The organism is Klebsiella sp. 10982, assembly GCF_048589245.1.
In the GTDB taxonomy this organism is placed as follows: Bacteria; Pseudomonadota; Gammaproteobacteria; order Enterobacterales; family Enterobacteriaceae; genus Klebsiella; species Klebsiella quasivariicola.
Genome location: NZ_JBMAXV010000021.1, coordinates 14,268 through 34,472, shown reverse-complemented (window position 1 = coordinate 34,472; position 20,205 = coordinate 14,268). Strand labels below are relative to the sequence as shown.

19 protein-coding genes are annotated in these 20,205 nt (G+C 53.9%); 10 read left to right on the top strand and 9 right to left on the bottom strand.

What is annotated here, in order from left to right; translation table 11 throughout:
- Positions 1-3: 3 nt before the first annotated feature.
- From rffG to trxA, 8 genes are all read right to left on the bottom strand, one after another.
- Positions 4-1,071, bottom strand: coding sequence for a dTDP-glucose 4,6-dehydratase (gene rffG, locus ACKLKD_RS16360; RefSeq protein ID WP_080897912.1), 1,068 nt, complete (start codon positions 1,069-1,071; stop codon positions 4-6).
- Positions 1,068-2,330: a UDP-N-acetyl-D-mannosamine dehydrogenase gene (gene wecC, locus ACKLKD_RS16355; protein WP_025711237.1), complete on the bottom strand. Its 1,263-nt coding sequence runs from the start codon at positions 2,328-2,330 to the stop codon at positions 1,068-1,070. Before wecC ends, rffG begins: the two co-directional genes overlap by 4 nt.
- Positions 2,327-3,457, bottom strand: coding sequence for a non-hydrolyzing UDP-N-acetylglucosamine 2-epimerase (gene wecB / locus ACKLKD_RS16350; protein ID WP_025711238.1), 1,131 nt, complete (start codon positions 3,455-3,457; stop codon positions 2,327-2,329). Before wecB ends, wecC begins: the two co-directional genes overlap by 4 nt.
- A gap of 56 nt (positions 3,458-3,513) precedes the next feature.
- A complete protein-coding gene (gene wzzE / locus ACKLKD_RS16345; RefSeq protein WP_002883296.1) occupies positions 3,514-4,560 on the bottom strand; it encodes an ECA polysaccharide chain length modulation protein in 1,047 nt (348 codons plus the stop codon).
- A 13-nt stretch (positions 4,561-4,573) separates the two neighbouring features.
- Positions 4,574-5,677 (bottom strand): UDP-N-acetylglucosamine--undecaprenyl-phosphate N-acetylglucosaminephosphotransferase, encoded by a 1,104-nt coding sequence (gene wecA / locus ACKLKD_RS16340; protein ID WP_004886849.1) that lies wholly within the window; start codon positions 5,675-5,677, stop codon positions 4,574-4,576.
- 240 nt (positions 5,678-5,917) lie between these two features.
- Complete coding sequence (gene rho / locus ACKLKD_RS16335; protein WP_002883293.1) at positions 5,918-7,177, bottom strand: transcription termination factor Rho; 1,260 nt, start codon at positions 7,175-7,177, stop codon at positions 5,918-5,920.
- Between the two features lie 87 nt (positions 7,178-7,264).
- Complete coding sequence (locus ACKLKD_RS16330) at positions 7,265-7,366, bottom strand: rho operon leader peptide (RefSeq protein WP_049245627.1); 102 nt, start codon at positions 7,364-7,366, stop codon at positions 7,265-7,267.
- A gap of 144 nt (positions 7,367-7,510) precedes the next feature.
- On the bottom strand, positions 7,511-7,840 hold the full coding sequence (trxA, locus tag ACKLKD_RS16325) for a thioredoxin TrxA (protein ID WP_002883224.1): 330 nt from the start codon (positions 7,838-7,840) through the stop codon (positions 7,511-7,513).
- 341 nt (positions 7,841-8,181) lie between these two features.
- Here trxA and rhlB point away from each other — a divergent pair, with 341 nt between their 5' ends.
- The 5 genes from rhlB (at position 8,182) to ACKLKD_RS16300 (ending at position 13,936) form a co-directional block, all read left to right on the top strand.
- Positions 8,182-9,447, top strand: a complete 1,266-nt coding sequence (gene rhlB / locus ACKLKD_RS16320) for an ATP-dependent RNA helicase RhlB (protein ID WP_080897913.1) — start codon at positions 8,182-8,184, stop codon at positions 9,445-9,447.
- Between the two features lie 117 nt (positions 9,448-9,564).
- The gene (gene gppA / locus ACKLKD_RS16315; RefSeq protein WP_165931845.1) at positions 9,565-11,073 is read left to right on the top strand and encodes a guanosine-5'-triphosphate,3'-diphosphate diphosphatase; all 1,509 of its coding nucleotides are present in this window, start codon (positions 9,565-9,567) and stop codon (positions 11,071-11,073) included.
- A 19-nt stretch (positions 11,074-11,092) separates the two neighbouring features.
- Positions 11,093-12,019, top strand: coding sequence for a LysR family transcriptional regulator (locus ACKLKD_RS16310; protein WP_025711242.1), 927 nt, complete (start codon positions 11,093-11,095; stop codon positions 12,017-12,019).
- 130 nt (positions 12,020-12,149) lie between these two features.
- On the top strand, positions 12,150-13,148 hold the full coding sequence (locus tag ACKLKD_RS16305) for an amidohydrolase family protein (protein ID WP_025711243.1): 999 nt from the start codon (positions 12,150-12,152) through the stop codon (positions 13,146-13,148).
- A 65-nt stretch (positions 13,149-13,213) separates the two neighbouring features.
- Positions 13,214-13,936 (top strand): DUF554 domain-containing protein, encoded by a 723-nt coding sequence (locus ACKLKD_RS16300; RefSeq protein WP_080897915.1) that lies wholly within the window; start codon positions 13,214-13,216, stop codon positions 13,934-13,936.
- Between the two features lie 4 nt (positions 13,937-13,940).
- Here ACKLKD_RS16300 and rep read toward each other — a convergent pair whose 3' ends face one another.
- Entirely contained in the window at positions 13,941-15,962 is a 2,022-nt protein-coding gene (gene rep, locus ACKLKD_RS16295; protein WP_025711245.1) for a DNA helicase Rep, read from the bottom strand.
- Positions 15,963-16,074: 112 nt separating this feature from the next.
- On the opposite strand from rep, the gene ppiC (ACKLKD_RS16290) reads away from it, so the two are divergent.
- The 5 genes from ppiC (ACKLKD_RS16290) to ACKLKD_RS16270 all read left to right on the top strand — a co-directional run bounded on the left by ppiC (ACKLKD_RS16290) (position 16,075) and on the right by ACKLKD_RS16270 (position 20,153).
- A complete protein-coding gene (gene ppiC, locus ACKLKD_RS16290) occupies positions 16,075-16,356 on the top strand; it encodes a peptidylprolyl isomerase PpiC (protein WP_025711246.1) in 282 nt (93 codons plus the stop codon).
- Positions 16,357-16,407: 51 nt separating this feature from the next.
- Positions 16,408-16,689, top strand: coding sequence for a peptidylprolyl isomerase PpiC (gene ppiC, locus ACKLKD_RS16285; protein ID WP_002883180.1), 282 nt, complete (start codon positions 16,408-16,410; stop codon positions 16,687-16,689).
- A gap of 363 nt (positions 16,690-17,052) precedes the next feature.
- The gene (locus tag ACKLKD_RS16280; RefSeq protein WP_025711248.1) at positions 17,053-18,390 is read left to right on the top strand and encodes an MFS transporter; all 1,338 of its coding nucleotides are present in this window, start codon (positions 17,053-17,055) and stop codon (positions 18,388-18,390) included.
- 115 nt (positions 18,391-18,505) lie between these two features.
- On the top strand, positions 18,506-19,465 hold the full coding sequence (locus ACKLKD_RS16275; protein ID WP_025711249.1) for a C-terminal binding protein: 960 nt from the start codon (positions 18,506-18,508) through the stop codon (positions 19,463-19,465).
- A 31-nt stretch (positions 19,466-19,496) separates the two neighbouring features.
- Positions 19,497-20,153 (top strand): RraA family protein, encoded by a 657-nt coding sequence (locus ACKLKD_RS16270; RefSeq protein ID WP_025711250.1) that lies wholly within the window; start codon positions 19,497-19,499, stop codon positions 20,151-20,153.
- The last annotated feature ends 52 nt before the right edge of the window (positions 20,154-20,205 follow it).

Genomic DNA, 20,205 nt, shown 5'->3' with positions numbered 1-20,205 from the left:
TGTTTAGCCTTGCAGCCCAAGACGCTCGCCCTGATAGCTTCCGTCCTGAACCTGACGCCACCATGTCTCATTCGCCAGATACCACGCCACGGTCTTACGCATACCGGAGGTAAAGGTCTCTGCCGGCGCCCAGCCCAGCTCGCGGGCAATCTTCGAGGCATCAATGGCATAGCGCAGATCGTGGCCCGGACGATCGGTAACGAAGGTGATCAGATCGCGATAGTGCGCCACGCCCTGCGGTTTATGCGGCGCCAGCTCTTCCAGCAGCTGACAAATGGTTTCCACCACCTCGATGTTTTTACGTTCGTTATGACCGCCGATATTATAAGTTTCACCCGGTTCGCCGCGGGTCGCCACCAGATACAGCGCCCTGGCATGATCTTCCACATATAGCCAGTCGCGGATCTGCTGCCCATTGCCATACACCGGCAGCGGCTTGCCCGCCAGCGCGTTGAGGATGGTCAGCGGGATCAGCTTCTCGGGGAAGTGATACGGGCCGTAGTTATTGGAGCAGTTGGTGATAAGCGTCGGCAGGCCATAGGTCCGCAGCCAGGCGCGCACCAGGTGGTCGCTGCTGGCTTTTGAGGCCGAATAGGGGCTGCTTGGCGCATAGGGCGTGGTCTCGGTAAAGAAATCATCGCTGCCGTGCAGATCGCCATACACTTCGTCGGTCGAGATATGGTGAAAACGGAACGCCGATTTTTGCGCCGTAGCCAGGGTATTCCACCAGCTGCGGGCCGCCTCAAGCAGCGTATAGGTGCCTACGATATTGGTTTCGATAAACGCCGCCGGGCCGTCAATCGAACGATCGACGTGGCTTTCCGCCGCCAGGTGCATCACCGTATCCGGTTGATGCTGACGGAAAATACGGTCCAGCTCGCGGCGGTCGCAGATATCCACCTGTTCAAAGGCGAAACGCGCATCCTGCGCCACTGGCGCCAGCGACATTAGATTGCCGGCGTAGGTCAGTTTATCCACCACCACCACGCGATCGGCGGTGCGCTGAATAATTTCCCGCGCTACCGCCGAACCAATGAAGCCCGCGCCGCCGGTGACCAGAATGGTTCTCACCGCCACACTCCTTTGGTGTCGATGATATACGCCTGGGTGACGCTATCGCCGCTAACGGCTTTAAATTGGTTATGATCGACCAGCATCACCAGCACATCGGCGCTGGCCAGCGCCGCATCGAGGGTCGCCAGCGTACACAGGCCGTCGAGTTTCTTCGGCAGCGTATGAATATTGGGCTCAACCACCTGGGTCGTGCCGCTGTGCCAGCGGGCAATCTGCGCGGCAATTTCCATCGCCGGGCTTTCGCGCAGGTCGTCAATATTCGGCTTAAAGGCGAGGCCAAAACAGGCGATCGTCAGTTCGCTGGCCCGTTTGTTGGTGGCATTCAGGCAGTCCGCGACCTGGGCTTTCACCTGTTCGATAACCCATTCCGGCTTGTGGTCGTTGACCTCGCGAGCGGTGCGGATCAGACGCGCCTGCTGCGGGTTTTGCGCCACGATAAACCACGGATCGACAGCAATGCAGTGGCCGCCGACGCCCGGCCCCGGCTGCAGGATATTGACCCGTGGATGGCGGTTTGCCAGGCGGATCAGCTCCCAGACGTTAATCCCCTGGTCGGCGCAAATCAGTGACAGTTCGTTAGCAAAGGCGATGTTGACGTCGCGGAAGCTGTTTTCCGTCAGCTTGCACATCTCGGCGGTGCGCGAGTTGGTCACCACGCATTCGCCTTCGAGGAAAATTTTATACAGCTCGCTGGCGCGAGCGGAGCAGACCGGCGACATGCCGCCGATAACGCGGTCGTTTTTAATCAGCTCGACCATCACCTGACCGGGCAATACCCGCTCCGGGCAGTAGGCGATATTCACGTCCGCGGCGTCGCCCACCTGCTGAGGGAAGCTGAGATCCGGGCGCATCTCCGCCAGCCACTCGGCCATCTGTTCGGTCGAGCCCACCGGCGAGGTGGACTCAAGGATCACCAGCGAGCCTTTCTTTAACGTCGGCGCAATGGATTTGGCGGCCGACTCGACAAACACCATATCCGGTTCGTGGCGGTCTTTAAACGGCGTCGGCACGGCAATCAGATAGGCATCTGCCTCCACCGGGGTGGTGGTGGCGCTTAAATACCCCTGTTCGACCGCGGTCTTCACCACGCTCGCCAGATCCGGCTCCACGATATGAATCTCTCCACGGTTAATGGTCTCCACGGCATGTTGATTAACATCAACGCCGACCACCCGCTTCTGCCGGGAGGCGAACGCGGCAGCGGTTGGCAGCCCGATATAGCCAAGGCCAATCACTGAAATGGTAGAAAAACTCATAACGTTACCTGATTATTTTTAAGTGCAGACAAAATTCGACGACATGCTTCACCATCGCCATAGGGATTATGCGCGCGGCTCATCGCCTGGTATGCGGCATCATCCTGCAGCAGTCGCGTGACTTCCGCCACGATGCGCTGGCTGTCGGTGCCGACCAGGCACACCGTGCCAGCGGCCACCGCTTCCGGACGTTCGGTCATATCGCGCATGACCAGTACCGGTTTCCCGAGAGAAGGGGCCTCTTCCTGAATGCCGCCAGAGTCGGTCAGGATCAGCCAGGCACGATCCATCAGCCAGACGAAGGGCAGGTAGTCCTGCGGCTCAATCAACATCACATTGTCGATATGGCCGAGAATGCGGTTCACCGGCTCGCTGACGTTAGGATTCAGGTGAACCGGATAGACAATCTGCACCTCTGGATGCGTATGGGCTATCTCGGCCAGCGCCTGACAGATCTGCTCAAAGCCGAGCCCGAAGCTTTCCCGTCGGTGGCCGGTGACCAGAATCATCTTTTTACCGTGGCTAATAAAAGGGTAGCGCTGCAGCAGCGTCTCCCGTAGCGTTTCGTCACCCAGCACCTGGTCGCGGACCCAGAACAGGGCGTCAATGACCGTATTCCCGGTCACTGTGATGCGGCTGTCGGCAATATTTTCCCGCAGCAGATTCTGCCGTGAAGTTTCGGTCGGCGCGAAATGGTACGTCGCCAGACGCCCGGTCAACGTACGGTTGCCCTCTTCCGGCCACGGCGAACTTAAATCGCCGGTGCGCAGGCCAGCTTCTACGTGGCCCACCGGTATCCGCTGGTAAAACGCCGCCAGGCTCGCCGCCATCGTGGTGGTGGTATCGCCATGCACCAGCACCACATCGGGTTTAAACGACTCCAGGACTGGCTTCAGCCCTTCAAGGATGCGGCAGGTGATCTCGGTGAGCCCCTGGCCCGGCTTCATGATGTTGAGATCGTAGTCGGGGGCGATTGAGAATAATTTCAACACCTGATCGAGCATCTCCCGATGCTGCGCGGTTACGCATACTTTCGCCTCAAAATGAGGGTCCTTTGCCAGCGCATGAACCAGAGGAGCCATCTTGATGGCTTCCGGCCTCGTGCCAAATACAGTTAGTACTTTCACATCGATTCTCTTCGATTAGGCGATGAAGGTCATCTGCCCTTCACCACAGGCCGCAATCACAGGACACGACGACGCGATAACGCCACGCCTGCGCCGATGAGCGCACCCACAATCCCCCACATCACCATCAGAAATACACGGCGCGGGCTATCGCGTTTTACAGGTTCTTCCGGCGTACGCAAATACCGGTAAGTCTGAAAACGCGGATCCAACGTTGGACCGACGTTCAACGTGCTCAGCATGGCGCGGTTCTGGTCGTAATCGAGGTCATATTCCGGCCCGACGGCCTGCAGGTTTTCCAGCCTGGCCTGCAGCATCGGCCTGCCCAATAAAAATAGCTCTGAATCCGGCAACTGATCGGCAGGAACGTCGGTTTCGCTACGTGAGATATTGTGTTGCTGGGCCACCTTCAGCGCCTGTTCCACGCTGTGCGTCCGGCGGTTGAAGATGGCCTCAGCCACCTCTTCCTGCCGCTTCACCTGTGCCTTCATCTGCACGGTCCGCGCCGCCCAGGCGCCTTTGAGCTCGTCGTTAAGATGACCGGCCGCCCGCTGGCTGGCGAAAGCCACGTACTGACGCAGCAGATTATTGGCATCCTGCCCGGTCTCAGCGGTCAGTTTAACGCTGTCGTTAATGCTCTTGGCCGCATCGCCTGGCATAAACTGGATATTGTTAATCAGATCATCGAGCATCGCCGCATCAGCGCGGGCATTACCCGACTGACGCTGCTTGTAGTAGTCCGTTTGCAGCCAGAAGTCGCGCCGGGTATCCCAGGAGGCCAGCTGCATGATGAACTCTTTATATGCTTCATCCATGGCGGAAGGCTGATCGACCGAGGCGAGATCGGCTTTAATGTCCAGATTGCGTAAGAATTGCTGCTGGGAATAATATCCTCCCAACATGTTGACAGTAGGCCGATCGGTAATCGCCGTGGCGCTCCACTCCTGGCGAGCAAAGAAGGTATACACCAGCACGATAGCGGCGAAGAGTACGGCGCCGCCGACTATCCAGCCTTTTCCTGCCCATAAAGCGCGAAACAGCCCGCGAATATCCAGTTCATTCTCAACGTTCACTGCTTGTGCTCCCGGTAATGGTTGAGTCATCACATCCCCAGCTTTACTTGGTTAGTTTCGGATTATTGCCGCTGTGTCGCCGAATTCTGCGTCTGATGCGCTTAACCAGGCGCGCCACTTTCCAGGCGCGTTTAATACAGTAGCCATAAAGGAAGAAAGCTACCAAAAAGAGAATTAACATCACCCATTCCGGCACGATGCGGGTATATTCCGCCGCGACGCCAACCAGCGCCAACAGGGCGGCAGCCAGGGTAATCAGGACAAACGCCTGGCGGGAAGTAAACCCGGCGCGCATGATCAAATGATGAATATGCTGACGGTCCGGTGAGAATGGGCTCATGCCTTTGCGCAGACGGCGATACATAATCGCCACCATGTCCATCAACGGGATAGCGATAATCCACAGCGCAGTGACCGGGCTAATGGGGTGCGTTTTACCTTGCGTGGTTTCCAGCAGGATCCAGATGATGGTGAAGCCAATCATGGTGCTACCGGCATCACCCATAAAGACTTTATAGCGGCGGCCGAGGGCGCCAAGATTGAGAAGAATATAGGGCAAAATGGCGGCGATCATCGCGAAACACCACATCGCCAGGCTGTACTGACCATCAAACCAGAGGATGATCCCGGTGGCCGCAAAGGAGACCGAAGAGAGACCGCCAAGCAGGCCGTCGATACCGTCGACCATGTTAAACGCATTGATGGCGGCCCACACGGCAAACAGGGTCAGGAAGAAGCCAAAAGGCCCCAGCACCAGCTCCCACGAGCCAAAAATAAAGCCCAGACTACTCAGATGCAGATTCCCTGCCATCATCATAATCACGGCGATAGCAGCCTGGATGACCGCGCGGATTTTTACGCTGATGTCGAAGCGATCGTCAAGGGCGCCAACCAGCACCAATACCCCCGCACAGGCCAGATATAGCGAGGCGTGAGGAATATAATAATCGGCGATGGCGAAGGTAAAACAGATGCCGGCATAAACTGAGATACCACCGACCAACGGAATCAACCCCTGATGCCGTTTGCGATAGTTTGGTTTATCCACTAACCCAATCTTTTTTGCCACTTTCCGCGCGACAAAAATAAAGAGGGTCGTGAATAAGAAAATACTGATTAATTCAGTAATAGCAGTGAGTAAATTCACAACGCATGTGCTCTCAGCATAGTTAATCCGGGAAGTATAGCGATGATGCCCCAACTCCAGAAGGGGAAAAGCAGAACATTACAAATTTATTGTATAGATTTTAGTCTGTTAAAGCTGTCTCCGCCTGCGATCCGGCGCCATTATACGACAACTTTTGTCCGGCTTTCTCTGTCTCTGGATCATACAAACCCAAAAATGAAAACGCCACGCAGAGGCGTGGCGTTTTTGGCTTTTTTTACCTTACGAGCGCTTCATCATGTCGAAGAAGTCATCATTCGTCTTGGTCATTGCCAGCTTATTGATGAGGAATTCCATCGCATCAATCTCACCCATCGGATGGATAATTTTGCGCAGGATCCACATTTTCTGCAGCTCTTCCTGAGTCGTGAGCAGCTCTTCTTTACGGGTACCGGAACGGTTGTAATCGATAGCCGGGAAGACGCGTTTTTCAGCAATCTTACGGGAGAGATGCAGCTCCATGTTACCGGTGCCTTTAAACTCTTCGTAGATAACTTCGTCCATTTTGGAGCCGGTGTCGATCAGCGCCGTGGCGATGATGGTCAGGCTGCCGCCCTCTTCGACGTTACGTGCCGCACCAAAGAAACGCTTCGGACGGTGCAGGGCGTTGGCGTCCACACCACCGGTCAACACTTTACCGGAAGCCGGAACCACGGTGTTGTAGGCACGCGCCAGACGGGTAATGGAGTCGAGCAGGATGATAACGTCTTTCTTGTGTTCAACCAGACGTTTTGCTTTCTCGATAACCATCTCGGCAACCTGCACGTGACGGGATGCCGGTTCGTCAAAGGTGGAAGCAACCACTTCACCTTTCACCAGACGCTGCATCTCGGTCACTTCTTCCGGACGTTCGTCGATCAGCAGCACCATCAGCACGCAGTCCGGATGGTTGTAAGCGATGCTCTGCGCGATGTTCTGCAGCAGCATGGTTTTACCGGCTTTCGGCGGCGCGACGATCAGACCACGCTGGCCGCGGCCAATCGGGGAAGCCAGATCCAGTACGCGAGCGGTTAAGTCTTCGGTAGAACCGTTACCACGCTCCATACGCAGACGAGAATTCGCGTGCAGCGGCGTTAAGTTCTCGAACAGAATCTTGTTACGCGCGTTTTCCGGCTTGTCGTAGTTAACTTCGTTAACTTTCAGCAGTGCAAAGTAACGTTCACCCTCTTTCGGAGGACGAATCTTACCGGAAATGGTGTCACCAGTGCGGAGGTTGAAACGGCGGATTTGGCTGGGGGATACGTAGATGTCGTCAGGGCCGGCGAGGTAGGAGCTGTCTGCGGAGCGGAGGAATCCAAATCCATCCTGCAGTATCTCCAGTACGCCGTCGCCAAAGATATCTTCGCCACTCTTCGAATGCTGCTTGAGGATGGCAAAAATAATATCCTGCTTACGCATACGAGCCAGGTTTTCCAGCCCCATATTTTCGCCGAGAGTAATCAGCTCAGAAACCGGCGTATTCTTTAATTCGGTAAGATTCATAATGGTGTGGGTTCTTAAACTCGGGGTAAATCTCGAACTTAATGTTGTGAATGGTATGGCAGGAACTTCCATGCCTGTTAACGGCCTTCATCTCGTGTCTGTACGTTGCCTGGTCACAGGAAAGAACGCAGAACTGAAACGACAAGACGGAATGAGTGATAAGCCCGGAATTATTAGCCTCACGCGCATCGTCTGCGGGACGCTTTGGGTAAAACAAGATTCAAACAATAGGTATGTTTAAAACGAAGTCTGTGGATTAACTTAGCACGACTCCTGCCGGGCGTCCAGAGTTCCGCAAAAAATAGGAATCTGGACGCCGGACCAGCAATTCGCTTACGCCAGGTTGGCGTCGAGGAACTCTTTCAGCTGACCCTTGGACAGTGCGCCAACTTTAGTGGCCGCCACTTCGCCGTTTTTGAACAGCAGCAGGGTTGGGATACCGCGAATGCCGTATTTCGGCGCGGTGCCCGGGTTCTGGTCGATGTTCAGCTTAGCTACGGTCAGTTTGCCCTGATACTCTTCAGCGATCTCATCCAGAATCGGGGCGATCATTTTGCACGGACCACACCACTCTGCCCAGAAATCGACGAGGGTCAGCCCGTCAGCCTTGAGTACGTCCGTGTCAAAACTGTCGTCAGTCAGGTGAATAATTTTATCGCTCATATTTAACTCCACAGGAATAAGCCTGGTGTGTTGGTGTCGTAGCCATCAACGACGTGCTGCGGCTACGTTATGCACGCTATTCTTCAGGATACCTCAATTCTCTGGGCTGCCAACTGGCGCAATCCATCATGGACTCGCCTGTTGACGCCAGGGTGCCCGAACGCGAACTGCATGCTGCAGATTTATCGCTCCCGACTCGCTTAGTAGTCTAAGCTATCCTGGATTCGTTCAGTTACCGTAGACGTACCTTGAATAATTTCGTACACCGCCAACGAAAGGTTGACGTTATTTCACCGGATACGCTTTCTTAATGCAATAGTTAGCTGATATTCTACCACACTATGAGCAAAACACATTTAACAGAACAGAAGTTTTCCGACTTCGCCCTGCACCCGGCAGTCATTGAAGCCCTTGAAAAGAAAGGGTTTCATAATTGCACACCCATTCAGGCCCTCGCCCTTCCGCTGACGCTGGAAGGCCGCGATGTCGCCGGGCAGGCGCAAACCGGTACCGGTAAAACGATGGCGTTCCTGACGTCAACGTTTCATTATCTTCTCTCTCACCCGGCTATCGCCGATCGCCAGGTTAACCAACCGCGCGCGCTAATTATGGCACCAACGCGTGAACTGGCGGTACAGATCCACGCGGATGCTGAACCGCTGGCGCAGGCCACCGGTCTGAAGCTGGGTCTGGCTTACGGCGGCGACGGCTACGACAAGCAGCTGAAAGTGCTGGAAAGCGGTGTCGATATTCTGATCGGTACCACTGGTCGTCTGATCGATTACGCGAAACAGAACCACATTAACCTCGGCGCGATTCAGGTTGTCGTGCTGGACGAAGCCGATCGCATGTACGATCTCGGCTTTATTAAAGATATCCGTTGGCTGTTCCGTCGCATGCCGCCGGCCGCGCAGCGTCTGAACATGCTGTTCTCTGCAACCCTCTCCTACCGCGTCCGCGAACTGGCGTTCGAACAGATGAACAACGCCGAGTACGTCGAGGTGGAACCGGAGCAGAAAACCGGCCACCGTATTAAAGAAGAGCTCTTCTACCCTTCCAACGAAGAAAAAATGCGTCTGCTGCAGACGCTGCTGGAAGAAGAGTGGCCCGATCGCGCCATCGTCTTTGCCAACACCAAGCACCGTTGTGAAGATATATGGGGCCATCTTGCCGCGGATGGTCATCGCGTAGGTCTGCTGACCGGCGACGTGGCGCAGAAAAAACGTCTGCGTATTCTCGAAGAGTTTACCCGTGGCGACCTCGATATTCTGGTCGCGACTGACGTTGCCGCTCGTGGCTTGCACATTCCGGCCGTGACCCACGTCTTTAACTACGATCTGCCGGACGATTGCGAAGATTACGTTCACCGCATTGGCCGTACCGGTCGCGCTGGCGCCAGCGGTCACTCTATCAGCCTCGCCTGTGAAGAGTATGCGCTGAACCTGCCGGCAATCGAAACCTATATTGGTCATTCCATTCCGGTCAGTAAATACAATCCGGACGCGCTGATGACCGATTTGCCTAAGCCACTGCGCCTGACCCGTGCGCGCCCAGGCAACGGCCCGCGTCGCAGCGGCCCACCGCGCAATCGTCGTCGTTCAGGTTAAGAAATCTATGTCATACGCTCAGTCATTCAGAATCAGCCAGGGCGCCTTTGTCCGGCATCCCGCTCAGTTATATGGATTGGGCACCAGTGCCCCGTCGACCAGGGAGCATTCTGAACGATGAAGAGTATGAGCTCCACCTCGCTGTATGCCGCCATTGATTTGGGTTCCAATAGTTTTCATATGTTGGTGGTACGCGAGGTGGCAGGCAGCATTCAAACGCTGAGCCGAATTAAGCGCAAGGTACGTCTCGCTGCCGGGCTGAATAGCGACAATACGCTCTCCGCTGAGGCGATGGAGCGTGGCTGGCAGTGCTTACGCCTGTTTGCCGAACGCCTGCAGGATATTCCGCCGACGCAAATCCGCGTCGTAGCCACCGCCACGCTGCGTCTTGCCGTCAATGCGGGTGATTTTCTGGCGAAAGCGCAGGAGATCCTCGGCACCCCAGTGCAGGTGATCAGCGGCGAAGAAGAAGCGCGTCTGATTTATCAGGGTGTGGCCCACACTACCGGCGGCGCCGATCAGCGTCTGGTGGTCGACATCGGTGGCGCCAGTACCGAGCTGGTGACCGGGACCGGCGCACAAACAACCTCGCTGTTCAGCTTGTCGATGGGCTGTGTCACCTGGCTTGAACGCTATTTCGCCGACCGTAGTCTGACGAAAGAGAATTTCGATCTCGCCGAAGCGGCTGCACGCGAGGTGTTACTGCCTGTCGCCGATGTGCTGCGCTATCACGGATGGAAAGTGTGCGTCGGCGCCTCCGGTACCGTTCAGGCTCTGCAGGAAATTATGATGGCGCAGGGGATGGATGAACGCATCACCCTGGCCAAACTCCAGCAGCTTAAACAGCGCGCCATCCAGTGCGGCCGCCTGGAAGAGCTGGAGATCGAAGGCTTAACCCTTGAGCGGGCGCTGGTGTTTCCCAGCGGGCTGGCGATCCTGATCGCTATCTTCAGTGAACTCAATATTCAGTGTATGACTCTCGCGGGCGGCGCATTACGCGAAGGTCTGGTGTACGGCATGCTCCATCTCTCTGTTGAACAGGACATCCGCAGCCGCACCCTGCGCAATATTCAGCGTCGTTTTATGATCGACACTGAACAGGCCCAGCGAGTGGCCGGTCTCGCCAGCCATCTGCTAAGCCAGCTGGATGGTAGTTGGGAGCTGGATCCGCTGAGCCGTGATTTGCTTCTCAGCGCCTGTGCCCTGCATGAGATTGGGCTGAGTGTGGATTTCAAACGCGCGCCGCAGCACGCCGCCTATCTGGTCAATAACCTTGACCTGCCGGGCTTTACTCCGGCGCAGAAGAAGCTGATTGCCACGCTGCTCCTTAACCAGACTAACGCCATCGATCTGTCTTCGCTTCATCAGCAGAATGCCGTCCCGCCGCGGGTGGCTGAGCATCTGTGTCGTCTGCTGCGGCTGGCAATCCTGTTTGCCAGCCGGCGGCGCGACGATCTGTTGCCCGCCATTCAGTTGGCCGCTCAAGACGAACAGCTGACGCTGACATTGCCGGGAAACTGGCTGGATGAACATCCGCTGGGCCGGGAAATGATCGATCAGGAGTGTCAGTGGCAAAGCTACGTCCACTGGACGCTACGGGTCACCAGCGGCGATACGCTGCGATAATATCCAGCCAGGAGGGCGGATGCGGGAAGAACTGGATTTCAAATCGCTACGCTTTTTCTCTGCGCTCTACCGGTTGGGTAATGTCTCCCCGGCGGCGGACGCGCTCGATATCAGCCAGCCCACCGGCAGCCTGTTGCTAAAGAAACTGCGGGATCATTTTGCTGACCCGCTGTTTGTTCGGGTCGGGCAGCGGATGATCCCGACGCCGCGCGCCGACGCAATCGCCCCCACTATTTTTACGCTTCTCCAGCTTGCCGATAACGATTTGGCCATCAAACCTGAGTTCCTTCCTCAGCAGAGTCAGCGTAATTTTACGATCGGTATGACCGATATCAGCCAAATGACGCTGCTGCCTTTATTGCAAATCGCACTCCAGCAGCAGGCGGCTGATGGAGTAACGTTTACGGTGCAGAATCTTGATGAACAGACTCTCAGCGCCCTCGAATCCGGAAAATGCGATTTAGCGATCGGCTATCTGACCCAGCTTCCGGACAGCATCTATCAGCAACATCTCTTCGATCAATCATATGTCTGCCTGGCAGCGGAAAATCACCCGCGTATTCGAACGCAGCTTCGCGCCGAAGACTGGCGGCAGGAAAAACATCTGGCGATCCGCGTGGAGGGTACCGCTCATGGCGATATGGATAAACTGCTGGATGAACACAGTATGCCCCGGCGGATCGCGCTGACGCTGCCGAGCTTTTTAGGTACTGGCGAGCTGGTGGCTGAGAGCGACATGATCGCCGTCGTCCCGGAACAGGTGGCGCGGCATATTACCCGGCGCTACCCCTGCCGCAGCTGGCCGCTGCCTTTTCCCCTCGCCAATATTGCTATCCGTCAGGTCTGGCATCCACGACTGCACCGCGATCCGGGCCATATCTGGCTGCGCTCGCTGATCGCCACGCTTGCCGATCCCGCTCAGCAGAGTGACTCTATTAAGAATTAAGCTGCAAAATATCCCGCTGTATTGGTTTTATTGATAACCCGTATTATGTTTGGGTTATTGCTGTCAATACGTGAAAACTTCTATTCTGCTCGCATCACGTCACACTGACTAATATAGTAAGGAATATATCATGCGCGGAAAAATCGCTTTAGAAGAACACGTCTCCACTCCTGAAAATAACCGTCTGTGGGATTCAACTGGTGAAGCGGGCCGTAACGGCACAGAATATATGAAAGACGTTGAGCGTCGCCTGCTGGATCGCAGTATTCAGCTGGAAGAAATGGCACAACGTAATATTGACCATGTAATTCTTTCCCTGACTTCACCTGGTGCTCAATCTATTTTAGATAAAGCCAAAGCGGTCTCTTTTGCTCGCGACACTAACGATTTTATCGTTGAGAATTATGTGAAGCCAAATCCGGATAAATTCAGCGCCTTTGCGACCCTGGCATTGCAGAATCCAGAATCCGCGGCAGAAGAACTGGAACGCGCCGTGAAGAAATTGGGTATGAAAGGCGCGTTGATCAACGGCTATACCAACGTTAAAGATAGCGAGCATGGCCTGTATCTTGATGACGAATCAATGCTGGTATTCTGGGATAAGGTCAACGAGTTAAACGTGCCTGTTTACCTGCATCCTCGTGAACCCCTCGAAGGCCCGGCTCGTGGCATTTACACCGGTTACGAAAGCCTGATCGGCTCCGCCTGGGGCTTCGCGCAGGAAACAGCGGTTCATGCTATTCGTCTGATGATGAGCGGCCTGTTCGATCGTTATCCTAACCTCAATCTGGTCCTGGGTCACCTCGGTGAAGGGCTGGTTCATATGCTGCCGCGTACTCAGCATCGTCTCTATCGCCAGCGTTTCGGCTGCGGTCTGGGTAAAGCTGAAAAACCGTTAATGCATTATCTGCAGAATAACTTCATCGTCACCACCAGCGGCCATTTCAATACGCATTCACTGAATAATGCCATTGAAGTCATGGGTGCGGATCGCGTGATGTTCTCTGTCGATTATCCGTATGAAGATATTCATCAGGCTTGTGACTGGTTTGATCCTTTAGAACTTGAAGCAGGCCTGAAAGATAAAATCGCCTGGGGTAATGCCAGCCGCGTTTTTAATATTAAATAATCAAACCAAATATTTCAGGGCCTGTATATTCAGGCCCTGAAGTTTTTTATTAGGGACAATAAATTATGGCTATAGGTATATTTGTCTGTAGCGGTTCACTTCTCGTCGGTGCGCTGGCTGGGGCCTCACTGAATCGCTTTATTCCGGAACACTTCAAAAAAACCTTACCGTTGATCGCTGGACTGATCTCAATCAGTATGGGCATCTTCTTTGTCAATAAATTGCATAATCTGCCACCTATTGCCCTGGCTATTATTGTCGGTACGATTATTGGCGGCCTGCTGAATATCGAAAAATGGATTGAACGAGCCGGTACAAAACTGCGCAGCCCCATTGAACGTATTTTCCCGGCGCAGTCCAGCGCCAGCGTCAGTGCGGAAGACTTTATGAATCAGTTTATTGCCGTGTTGATCCTGTTCTGCGCCAGCGGCACCGGGATCTTCGGTGCGTTGACTGAGGGCATGACTGGCGATCCGACTATCCTGCTGACCAAGTCAATCCTCGACTTTTTTACTGCCGCGATTTTTGCCTCCACGCTGGGGTATATCATCACCGTGATTTTTATTCCCCAGCTGATTGTCTTCATTATCCTTTTTTTCGCGGCAACCTTTATCATGGCATTGATCAATCCGGCGATGATCGCTGACTTCACCGCCTGCGGCGGCATCATTATGCTGGCAACCGGTTTTCGTCTGTGCGGGATCCGCGCCTTTCCCACCGCCAATATGCTGCCCTCGCTAATACTGGTGATGCCCTTCTCCGCCGCCTGGCAACAGTTTATTGTCTGAGGTGTTAACCTTTTTTCGCCTTTGCCAACATCGCCCGAATATTGGCGACGTTGGCCTGACCTTTTTGCATCCGCTCTTCAGGCGTAATGGTTTTGCGTGCCTGCTCCCAGATCAGGTCGTCCTGAGGTAGTTCCAGCAGAAAACGGCTCGGCTCCGGACGCACCAGCTCACCATACTGCCGACGCTCCTTACAGAGCGTAAAGGTTAGTTCTTTCTGCGCGCGGGTAATGCCGACGTAGGCCAGACGGCGCTCTTCATCGACGTTATCTTCATCGATGCTGCTCTGATGCGGGAGTAATCCCTCTTCCATTCCCACCAGATAGACGTACGGGAACTCCAGCCCCTTTGACGCATGGAGGGTCATCAGCTGCACCTGATCGAGCTCTTCATCAGATTCACCCCGTTCCATCATATCGCGCAGGGTAAAGCGGGTAACCACCTGCGTTAAGGTCATCGGCTCATCGATTTCGCTGCCTTCCAGCATCTCGGTCATCCAGGTAAACAGCTGGTTGACGTTTTTCATGCGCATTTCAGCGGCTTTCGGACTGGGCGAGGTTTCATACAGCCAGGATTCGTAGTCGATCCCGCGAATCAAATCGCGCACGGCGTTGACCGGCTCGCGTTCGGCCAGCTGCTGGATCTCCCGTAGCCAGTGGGTGAAACGGGTGAGGGATTCATAGCCACGACCGGTCAGCGTCTGACTCAGGCCCATATCAAAGCTGGCGGTGAATAAGCCTTTGTTACGGCCCATCGCCCATTCGCCGAGTTTTTGCAGCGTCGCCGGGCCGATCTCGCGCTTCGGCGTATTGACGATGCGCAGGAAGGCGCTGTCATCATCCGGGTTAGTCAGTACCCGCAGATAGGCCAGCAAATCCTTAATTTCCGGGCGCGAGAAGAACGAGGTGCCGCCGGAGATTTTGTACGGGATACGGTTCTGCATCAGCATCTTTTCAAAAACCCGCGACTGATGGTTGCCGCGATAAAGGATGGCGTAATCTTTATAATTGGTTTTATTAATAAAGTGATGGGCTATCAGTTCGCCAGCGACGCGCTCTGCTTCATGATCTTCATTGTTGGCGGAGAGCACTTTCAGCTCGGTACCGTATCCCAGTTCGGAGAACAGCCGCTTTTCAAAAACGTGCGGGTTATTGGCGATCAAAATGTTGGCGGCTTTCAGAATACGCCCGGATGAGCGGTAGTTCTGCTCAAGCTTAATCACCTGCAGCGCCGGAAAATCCTGGCTAAGCAGCACCAGATTCTGCGGCCGCGCGCCGCGCCATGAGTAGATCGACTGGTCATCGTCCCCTACCACGGTAAAGCGCGCGCGCTGCCCCACCAGCAGCTTCACCAGCTCATACTGGCTGGTGTTGGTATCCTGATACTCATCCACCAGCAGGTAGCGGATCTTGTTTTGCCAGCGCTCGCGCACCTCTTCATTGCGCTGCAGCAGCAGCGTCGGAAGCAGGATCAAATCGTCGAAATCAAGGACATTGCAGGCCTTCATATGCGCGTCGTACAGCCCATAGCAGTGGGCGAAAATACGATCCCGTTCGCCTTTCGCGCCAGCCGCCGCCTGCGCCGGCGTTTTCAGATCGTTTTTCCAGTTGGAGATCGTCGAGATCAGCTGTTGGAGCACCACTTTGTCATCTTCGATCAACCCTTCGGTTAGCTCTTTCAGCAAGGCCACCTGGTCAGTATCGTCGAACAAGGAAAAGTTAGACTTCATGCCCAGCGCGGCGTATTCGCGCTTAATGATATCCAGCCCCAGAGTGTGGAAGGTGGAAATCATCAGCCCACGCGCCTCTTTGCGCCCCAGCGTTTGCCCAACGCGCTCTTTCATCTCGCGCGCGGCTTTGTTGGTAAAGGTCACAGCCGCGATATGGCGCGCCTGATAGCCGCAGCCGCGGATCAAGTGGGCAATTTTATTCGTAATAACGCGGGTCTTACCGGAACCGGCGCCCGCCAGCACCAGGCACGGTCCGGTGACGAATTCGACGGCTTGTTGTTGGCCAGGGTTTAAACGCATGGGAGTCTTGCTCAATCTTCGAACGGGGTGGGGATTGTAGCAGAAAGCGGAGCCGAGATTTACCGACTGATGGTAAAGTGTCAGCCACGCAAACCATCCTGAGAATGATGTCATGGCAAAAAGCGCAGCAGCCCTGCATATCCTGGTCAAAGAAGAGAAACTGGCGCAAGAGATCCTCGCCAAACTGGAGCGGGGCGTCAGCTTCGATCATCTGGCAAAGCGCTATTCTAAATGTCCGTCGGGACGCAACGGCGGCGACTTAGGCGAGTTTCAGCAAGGCGCGATGGTCGGCCCGTTTGATCAAGCCGTCTTCAGCTGTCCGCTGCTCAAACCCTATGGGCCGGTGAAAACCAAATTCGGCTACCATATCATCAAGGTGCTGTATCGTCGGTAACGCGTGCTACTATGGCGCCCTGATTTATCCCAACTCACTCAAGGCGCAATCATGGCTAAAACCGCGGCAGCACTGCACATCCTGGTAAAAGAAGAGAAACTGGCGCTCGATCTGCTTGAGCAGCTTAAGAACGGCGCCGATTTCGGCAAGCTGGCAAAGAAACACTCTATTTGTCCGTCAGGCAAACGCGGCGGCGATCTGGGTGAATTCCGCCAGGGCCAGATGGTACCGGCCTTCGATAAAGTGGTCTTCTCCTGCCCTGAGCTGGAGCCGACCGGCCCGCTGCATACCCAGTTCGGCTACCACATCATCAAAGTGCTGTACCGCAAGTAACCCAGTTAGCACCCTCCAAATCTAACATGTTAGATTAAAAACCCTCTTCCACTTCAACCCTGCAACCTTAAAAGAAGCAGGGTTTCATATTGCGTAAAAATCCTTTATCTGACATGTCAAAAAAAATCTAAACAACACTTATTTTGTGATTAAAATCACTAAATAACGTCATCATGATAACAATATTCGTGATCATTGCTGCATTTTAACGCACTCACTGTCGCCATCCGGAAATCAGCAAGTAAACTACGTGACATGTCAGATTAAGAAAGGCTACACAACTGACTAAACCCGCATTATCTCCATGCTATGGTGTGGAGGACGTGTATCAGCACCTCATGACTTTATTCAGGAAGCACGTATATGAGTCAATCAATACAGCAACAGTCCCTGGATGCAAAAAATGATTTAGAAAAAATCATTGTAACAAAAACGACCAGGAAACTTGTTCCACTGATGGTCTTAATGTACATCGTGGCATATATAGATCGTCAAAATATTAGTTTTGCTAAATTACAAATGATAGATAGCCTGGGCTGGAGTGAATCAGCATTTGGCCTCGGTGCATCACTTTTTTTCATTGGCTATTTAGTTTTCAGTGTGCCCGGTAATTTAATTTTATCTAAAGTAGGAGCAAAACGCTGGTTTACCATCAGTTTATTATCATGGGGAATTATTACCATGGCTCTTTCGTGGACAGAGAAAATGTCCACATTCTATGCCCTTCGGTTTATTTTAGGTATTGCCGAAGCTAGTTTTTATCCTGGTTTAATTTACTATTCCACTAAATGGTTCCCCTTAAAATACCGTCCACGCATTGTTGGTTTTTTAGTCACCGCCAGCATGGTGGCAAATATGATTGGCGCCCCAATTAACGGCTCGCTGCTTAGCATGCACGGCTTTATGGGGCTGGAAGGATGGCAGTGGCTATTCCTGGCGACTGGAGTGCTTGCACTTCTGCTAATTGCCCCGGTGCTGCTGTGGTTTCCGCAAGGTCCGGAACAGGCTCGCTTCTTGAACGCAGAAGAAAAGAACTGGTTGATTAAAAAACTGGCTGCCGAACAGGATGCCAACACCGACAAATCGGTCAATAGCCTGGGTAAGTCGCTGACCGACTGGCGCGTTCTGGCCCTCGCGCTGGTATACGGATTCATCTGCTTTGGCGCCTACGGTATCAGCTACTGGATGCCGACTATCGTTAAAACCTTCGGTGCTTCGGATATGATGAATGGCCTGGTCAATATGATCCCATGGGCGATGGTTATCATCATGCTACGTTGGATAACCAGTAAACCAGAACGTACCGAGAACCCTTATATTAATGTCGCATTACCTATGTTCACTGCCGCAATATGTCTGCTGCTCTCGGTCTGGACATTCGCCCAGCCGGTTATTAGCTTCATCTGTATTTGCGGCGTTGTATTATCAGTATTTGCAATTCAACCCTGCTTCTGGAATCTGACGAAATTCCTTTCAGGCGCAACGGCGGCAGCAGGCATTGCTATTATTAACTCACTGGCAAATCTGGGTGGATTTTTCGCGCAAAATACTATTCCTCTGGTACGTGACTTAGAAAAAAGCGACTCGGCACCAATGCTATATTTAAGCGCGGTTATGCTGATCGGCGGGATCGTCACAATCTTAATTATTCGCTGGTTAAAGAATATTGCCATCAAGGACGCCAAACCCGTTACGCTGTGATGATATAAAGCCTAAGCAAAATACTCATTAATTTCACATCCCGCCTTCAGGATGCGGCGAACTACAGTCGTAGAAATTAAAACACTTAATTTTATAATTAAGAGCGGTAGATATTATGAAGAAGATAGTTGTTATTGAACCCGGATATTTAAATTATTCTGCAGAAGAAAGTATTTTACAGAATTGGGATCCGCAGTTTGTTGTTGTTCCAGCAAACGCCTCGCTGGAAGAGAAGCTGCGCCAGGTAAGCAATGCTGACGCCATCATGGTCCGCGAAGCAACCGTCAGTCGCCCTATGATTGAAGCGATGCAGCAATGCCGCGTTATCGTGCGCTACGGCGTCGGCGTAGACAATATCGATAGCCAGGCCGCCAGGGAAAAAGGCATTTACGTTGCTAACGTACCGGACTACGGCTCGGAAGATGTTGCTGAGCACGCTCTGGCGCTGCTCCTGGCCGCAACGCGCCGCATCGCCACTCGCAACCGTGATGTTCGCGATGGTCAGTGGGACATTGGCCAGCGCGAACCCATGTTCCGCCTGGCAGGAAAAATTCTCGGCGTCGTCGGCTTTGGCCGAATCTCCCGCTGCTTTGTGCAAAAAGCATCAGGGATCGGTTTTAAGCGCATCCTGGTAGTCGATCCGCTGCTTACCGATGAGCAGGCTTTACAGGCCGGCGTGACGCGAGTCAGCCTTGATACGCTGTGCCATGAAGCGGACTTCATCTCCCTTCACGCTCCGTTAACCCCGGACACCCATCACCTTATCGGCGAAGCCGAACTGGCCAAAATGAAGCCCAGCGCCGTACTGGTCAATACCTCGCGCGGCGGGCTTATCGATGAGCAAGCGCTGATCAACGCCCTGCTACAACAACGTATTTTCGCTGCCGGACTCGACGTTTTTGAATCCGAACCCCTCAGTGCAAAAAGTCCATTACTGCAAATGGAGAACACCTTATGCACGGACCACACCGCCTGGTTTACCGAAGAGTCGGTAGTCGAGCTGCAAAGTAAAGCCGCGCATGAAGTGCGTCGGGCATTTGAAGGCGAGCATCCGCTTAATTGGGTTAATCCATAAATTCGCATTCGCTATAAAGAGAGGAAGTGTTATGTACAGCAAAGATATTATCGACGGTTTTCGCGCTATTTTCTCGACCGCTTCCGTCGCTGACGCCTGCGATCAGATCCTGGGCAAAACGATGTTCCTGCCTTTTGAAATCAAAAACCGCATCAACGACAAGAAAATCGTTGGCCCGGCCGTCACTATTTATGAAGACGTCACCGACGAAAAACTGCCACCGCAGCATGCGCTGGACGCCATTGACGAATCCGCCAGCGGTTCGGTCATCGTCATTACCGGCAACCCGTCGCTGGAAACCGTTGCCGTCTGGGGCGGGCTAATGACCGCCGGGGCTGTTGTCAATAAACATGAGGCCGCAGTGTTGAACGGCGGCGTCCGTGACCTGGCGGAGATCCGTCGCGATTACGATTTCCCGGTTTACGCCAAGACCGTAACCCCAGGCACTACGCTTGGTCGCTTCAAGACCATTTCAGCCAACCAGCCCGTCACCATCGGCGATGTCACGGTGAATCCAGGGGATTTGATTGTTGGGGATATCGACGGCGTGGTGTGCGTACCGCAGGCGGTCGCTGCCGAAGTCTTAGCGCTGGCGCAATCCATTGATATCCGCGAGCTGGAACAGGCCAAACTGATTATTCAGTCCGGTTCTCTGCGTGAAGGCCTGGCGAAATACGGCCGAATCTAATTATCCCAGACGCCATCAGCCAAACCGGCTGATGGCGAGCCTGGACACTATC